Source organism: Methylibium sp. T29-B (assembly GCF_000576225.1).
Lineage (GTDB): Bacteria > Pseudomonadota > Gammaproteobacteria > Burkholderiales > Burkholderiaceae_C > Methylibium > Methylibium petroleiphilum.
Genome location: NZ_AZSN01000213.1, coordinates 1 through 4,805, shown reverse-complemented (window position 1 = coordinate 4,805; position 4,805 = coordinate 1). Strand labels below are relative to the sequence as shown.

Here is a 4,805-nt window from a genome sequence, read left to right as displayed (position 1 = left end):
CCCGGCGCCGCCAGCAACCAGCCGCCGGTGCCGGCCACCGCGCCGGTCAACGGCAGCGCGCAGCCGTTGCAGACCGCGCAGGGCGGCAGCAGCGGCGGCAACAGCCGGCGCGAGGCCACCACCAACTACGAGGTCGACAAGACCGTGCGCGTCACGCGCAACGCTACCGGCACCATCAAGCGCCTGAACGCGGCGGTGGTGCTGAACCACCGTTCGGTCACCGACGCCAAGGGCAAGACCAGCACCACGCCGATCTCGGCCGAGGAGATGGAGAAGCTCACCGCGCTGGTCAAGGAGACCATCGGCTTCAACGCCGACCGCGGCGACTCGGTGAAGCTGATCAACGCTCCCTTCAAGGTCGAGAAGCCGCCGGTCGAGGAAGCGCTGCCGCTGTGGAAGCAGCCCGAGACCCAGGACCTGCTGCGCACGCTGGCCGTGCCGGGCGCGCTGACGCTGCTGGCGATGATCATCGTGTTCGGCGCGGTGCGGCCGGCGCTGAAGGCGGCCCAGCCGGCCCAGCCGCAGCGCCAGCTCGACGCGGTGGTCGACGACGTGCAGGCACTGCCGTCGCCGCCGACGGCCCAGGCGGCGGCCCTGCCCGCGCTCGAGGCGCCGGTGGTGGACATGCGGCTGAACCAGGCCCGTGCGCTCGCCAAGGAAAACCCGGCGGCCATGGCCAACATCGTGCGCGGCTGGTCCGCCAAGGAGGCCGCATGAGCTGGCGTGAGCCCCTGCGGAAGGCCGCCGCGCCTGACGCGACCTGGGGAAGGAAATAGCCATGGATGCCCAGGGACTGGAAGATGCGGCCATCCTGCTGATGTCGATCGGCGAGGAAGAAGCCGCCGAGGTCTTCAAGCACCTCGCCCCGAAGGAAGTGCAGCGCCTCGGCGAGACCATCGCCAAGATGAAGAGCGTGCCGCGCGAGCGCTTCGAGCAGGTGCTCGAACGCTTCACCGGCGACGCCGCCGACACCAGCATGCTGGTGAGCGACACCGACGAGTACGTGAAGGCCGTGCTGCGCAAGGCGCTCGGCGACGACAAGGCCAATCTGCTGATCGACCGCATCCTGCAGGGCGGTGATGTCTCCGGCATCGAGAGCCTGAAGTGGATGGACCCGAACTCGGTGGCCGAGCTGCTGCGCAACGAGCACCCGCAGATCGTCGCGGCGATCCTCGTGCACCTGGAGTTCGACCAGGCGGCCGAAGTGCTGAAGGAATTCACCGAGCGCCAGCGCAACGAGGTGATGGTGCGTGTGGCCACGCTCGACGGCATCCAGCCCAGCGCGCTGAAGGACCTGAACGAGGTGATGGGCAAGGTGCTCGCCGGCGGCGAGCGCATGAAGAAGTCGATGATGGGCGGTGTGAAGCCGGCGGCCGAGATCATCAACATGATGGGTTCGGCCATCGAGACCTCGGTGCTGGACTACATCCGCGAGGCCGACAGCGACCTCGCGCAGAAGATCATGGACAACATGTTCACGTTCGACGATCTGCAGAAGATCGACGACCGCGGCATCCAGGCGCTGCTGAAGGAAGTGCAGACCGAATCGCTGGTGGTGGCGCTCAAGGGCGCGCCGCCCGAGCTGCGCGACCGCATCCTTGCGAACATGTCCACGCGCGCGGCCGAGACGCTGCGCGAGGATCTCGAATCGCGCGGTCCGGTGCGCGTCTCCGAGGTCGAGGCCGAGCAGAAGGAAATGCTGAAGATCGTGCGTCGCCTGGCCGACGAGGGCCAGATCGTGCTGGGTGGCGGTGGCGATGACCAGTTCCTTTGAACGCAAGCTCGGCGCCAGCCCGGCGCCGCGCGATCCCGGCAGCCGCAGTCGCGCGACCGACGGCCCGGCGGCCGACGGCTCGCCGAACGCCTATGCCCGCTTCATCCCGCGCGAGGAAGTGCGCAGCTTCGCCGCCTGGCGGCCCAGCAGCTTCGGCGGCGCACCGCAGAACCCGGCGGCCCCGGCACCCGCCGCGCCGCTGACGCCCGAACTGGTGGCCGCGCAGTTGCAGGCCGCGCGCCAGAGCGGCTACCAGGACGGCTACCGCGACGGTCTGACCGCACTCGAAGGTTTCAAGCAGAGCTACGCCCAGCAGGTGACTGGCCAGGTCACCGCCGTGGCGCAGGCCTTCCGCGGCCAGCTCCAGCAACTCGAACAGGGCCTGGCCGCGCAGCTCGCGGAGGTGGCCGTCGCGCTGGCGCGCCAGGTGCTGCGCAGCGAACTGGCAACGCGCCCCGAGCTGGTGGCGGCGGTGGCCCAGGAGGCGCTGGTCGCCACGCTGGCCTCGGCCAAGCAGGTGGCGGTGCACGTGCATCCCGAGGACCTCGCCTTGTTGAGCCTGCACGCCGGCGAGGCGCTGGCCGCGCGCGGCGCGCGCCTGGTGCCCGATGCGGCCCTGGCCCGCGGCGGCTGCGTGGTCGACAGCGAGGTCGGCATCATCGATGCCAGCATCGAGGCGCGCTGGCGCCGTGCCATGGACGGCATGGGACAGCGCGCTGCCTACGAGGTGGCGCCATCGGCCGACGACGCGGCCGCTCCGGTGACCGACGAGAACGGGGCGGGCGCATGAACGCCCCGACCGAAGGCTGGCTGCCCGCCGCAACGCCGGCGACCGAGCGCCCTGCGGCGCCGCTCGCCGCGCTGCCGGCGTCGTGGCAGCGCTACATGGACGATCTGAAGGCGCATGCCCTCGGCCCGGTGCCGCTGGAGGCGCAGGGCACGCTGGTGCGCGTGGCCGGGCTGGTGCTCGAGGCCGCTGGCATCCGCGTGCCGGTCGGCTCGGTCTGCGAGGTGCGCATGGACGGCCAGCCGCCCGTGCTGGCCGAGGTGGTCGGCTTTGCCGCCGACCGTGCCTACCTGATGCCCACCGGCGAACTGCATGGCCTGGCCAGCGGCGCGCGGGTGGTCCCGCGCTCGACCCCGAGCGTGGCGCCGGTGCTCGGCGAGGCGCATCACCCGTGGCGTCGCAGCGAGGACCGCACCCGACACCTGCCGATCGGCGACGGCCTGCTGGGCCGCGTGATCGACCCGCTGGGCATGCCGCTCGACCGGCTCGGCCCGATCGGCGCCGTGCGCAACGAGCCGCTGGTGCGGCGCCCCATCAACGCGATGGAGCGCGACCCGGTGCGCGAGCCGCTGGACACCGGCGTGCGCGCGATCAACGCCATGCTCACCGTCGGCCGCGGCCAGCGCATCGGGCTGTTCGCCGGCTCCGGCGTCGGCAAGTCGGTGCTGCTGGGCATGATGGCCAAGTACACTGCGGCCGACGTCATCGTCGTCGGCCTGATCGGCGAGCGCGGCCGCGAGGTCAAGGAATTCATCGAGGACATCCTCGGCGAGGAGGGCCTGAAGCGCTCCATCGTCGTGGCGGCGCCGGCCGACTCGCCGCCGCTGACGCGCATGCAGGGGGCTGCCTACGCCACCGCGATCGCCGAGCACTTCCGCGACCGCGGCCAGCACGTGCTGCTGCTGATGGACAGCCTGACCCGCTATGCGATGGCGCAGCGCGAGATCGCGCTGGCGATCGGCGAGCCGCCAGCCACCAAGGGCTACCCGCCGAGCTGCTTCGCGAAGCTGCCGCAACTGGTCGAGCGCAGCGGCAACGGCCTCAACGGCTGCGGCTCGATCACCGCGTTCTACACGGTGCTCAGCGAAGGCGACGACCAGCAGGACCCGATCGCCGATGCGGCGCGCGCCATCCTCGACGGCCACATCGTGCTGTCGCGCGACCTGGCCGAGAGCGGCCATTACCCGGCGATCGACATCGAACGCTCGGCCTCGCGCGTGATGCACAACGTGGCACGACCCGAACACCTGCAGGCGGCGCGCCGCCTGCGCCAGCTGTGGTCGCGCTACCAGAAGGCTCGTGACCTCATCGCGCTGGGCGCGTATGCGCCCGGCCACGATGCCGAACTCGACCTCGCGGTCAAGCAGCACGACGCGATGCGCGCCCTGCTGCAGCAGGACATGCACGACGCCTCCCGCCTGACCGACAGCGTGCGCCAGCTGCGCCAGCTGACCGGCCTCTGATCCCCGATCGACAGACCGACCGTTCTCCCCCGGAAAGACTCCATGAGCGCCCTCCAGCCCCTGAACACCCTGCTCGAACAGACCACGGTCGCGCGCGATGCCGCGCTGGGCGTCCACCGCAATGCGCTGAACGCCGTGGCGGCGGCCCAGGCCCAGGCCACCCAGCTGGCCGAGTACCGCCAGGAGTACGCGCAACGCTTCGGCACGCAGTTCCAGCGCGCCGGCGCGATCGAGCTGCTGCAGTGCTACCAGGGCTTCATGGTCCGGCTGGACGAGGCGGTGTCGCAGCAGCAGCGCCTGCTTGCGCAGGCCATCGAGCGCGGCGAGACGGCCAAAGCCGCGCTGCTGAGCGCCGAACTGCGTGTGGCTTCGGTGCGCAAGCTGATCGAGCGGCGCATCGCCGAGGCCGTTCGCACCCAGGACCGCAGCGATCAGAAGGCAACCGACGAACTGGCCTCGCGTGCCGCATGGCTGCGACTGGCAGGCACGGCACCCGGCGCGGCGCTGGGCGCCGTCTGAGCCGGTACCTGCCCACCATGAGCATGAACCTGTCCGTCCAGCAGCGCGCTGCCGCCAACGCCCCGACCGCCTTCGCGGCCGAACCGGCGGCCGACCGCGGCAACTCCCCGGCCTCTTCTTCGTTCGCCGGCCTGCTCGGGGAGCGGCAGCGCTTCGTGTCGGGCCACGGACAGAACGGTCACAACGCCTTCGCCGCGCCACCGGCCCCTGCGAAGGCGAACCCGCCCGAGTCGCGCGCCGAGGCCGCACGCCGGCCGGAGCC

6 protein-coding genes are annotated in these 4,805 nt (G+C 71.5%); all 6 read left to right on the top strand.

Features of this window, described 5'->3' with window-relative positions:
• Positions 1–717: flagellar M-ring protein FliF C-terminal domain-containing protein (locus Y694_RS19765; protein WP_036235676.1), on the top strand; the 717-nt coding region annotated here is incomplete at its 5' end.
• Positions 718–778: 61 nt separating this feature from the next.
• The gene (gene fliG / locus Y694_RS19760; RefSeq protein ID WP_011828166.1) at positions 779–1,774 is read left to right on the top strand and encodes a flagellar motor switch protein FliG; all 996 of its coding nucleotides are present in this window, start codon (positions 779–781) and stop codon (positions 1,772–1,774) included.
• Complete coding sequence (locus tag Y694_RS19755; RefSeq protein WP_081782287.1) at positions 1,758–2,564, top strand: flagellar assembly protein FliH; 807 nt, start codon at positions 1,758–1,760, stop codon at positions 2,562–2,564. Before fliG ends, Y694_RS19755 begins: the two co-directional genes overlap by 17 nt.
• A complete protein-coding gene (fliI, locus tag Y694_RS19750) occupies positions 2,561–4,024 on the top strand; it encodes a flagellar protein export ATPase FliI (RefSeq protein WP_081782286.1) in 1,464 nt (487 codons plus the stop codon). Before Y694_RS19755 ends, fliI begins: the two co-directional genes overlap by 4 nt.
• 42 nt (positions 4,025–4,066) lie before the next feature.
• Positions 4,067–4,543 (top strand): flagellar export protein FliJ, encoded by a 477-nt coding sequence (gene fliJ, locus Y694_RS19745; protein WP_011828169.1) that lies wholly within the window; start codon positions 4,067–4,069, stop codon positions 4,541–4,543.
• A 17-nt stretch (positions 4,544–4,560) separates the two neighbouring features.
• Positions 4,561–4,805, top strand: a 245-nt coding sequence (locus tag Y694_RS19740; protein ID WP_155935871.1) for a hypothetical protein, incomplete at its 3' end; no start/stop codon positions are given.

Coding starts and splice junctions, on each gene's coding strand:
- fliI (WP_081782286.1), top strand. CDS start 2,561: ATGAACGCCCCGACCGAAGGCTGGCTGCCCGCCGCAACGCCGGCGACC.
- fliJ (WP_011828169.1), top strand. CDS start 4,067: ATGAGCGCCCTCCAGCCCCTGAACACCCTGCTCGAACAGACCACGGTC.
- fliG (WP_011828166.1), top strand. CDS start 779: ATGGATGCCCAGGGACTGGAAGATGCGGCCATCCTGCTGATGTCGATC.
- Y694_RS19755 (WP_081782287.1), top strand. CDS start 1,758: ATGACCAGTTCCTTTGAACGCAAGCTCGGCGCCAGCCCGGCGCCGCGC.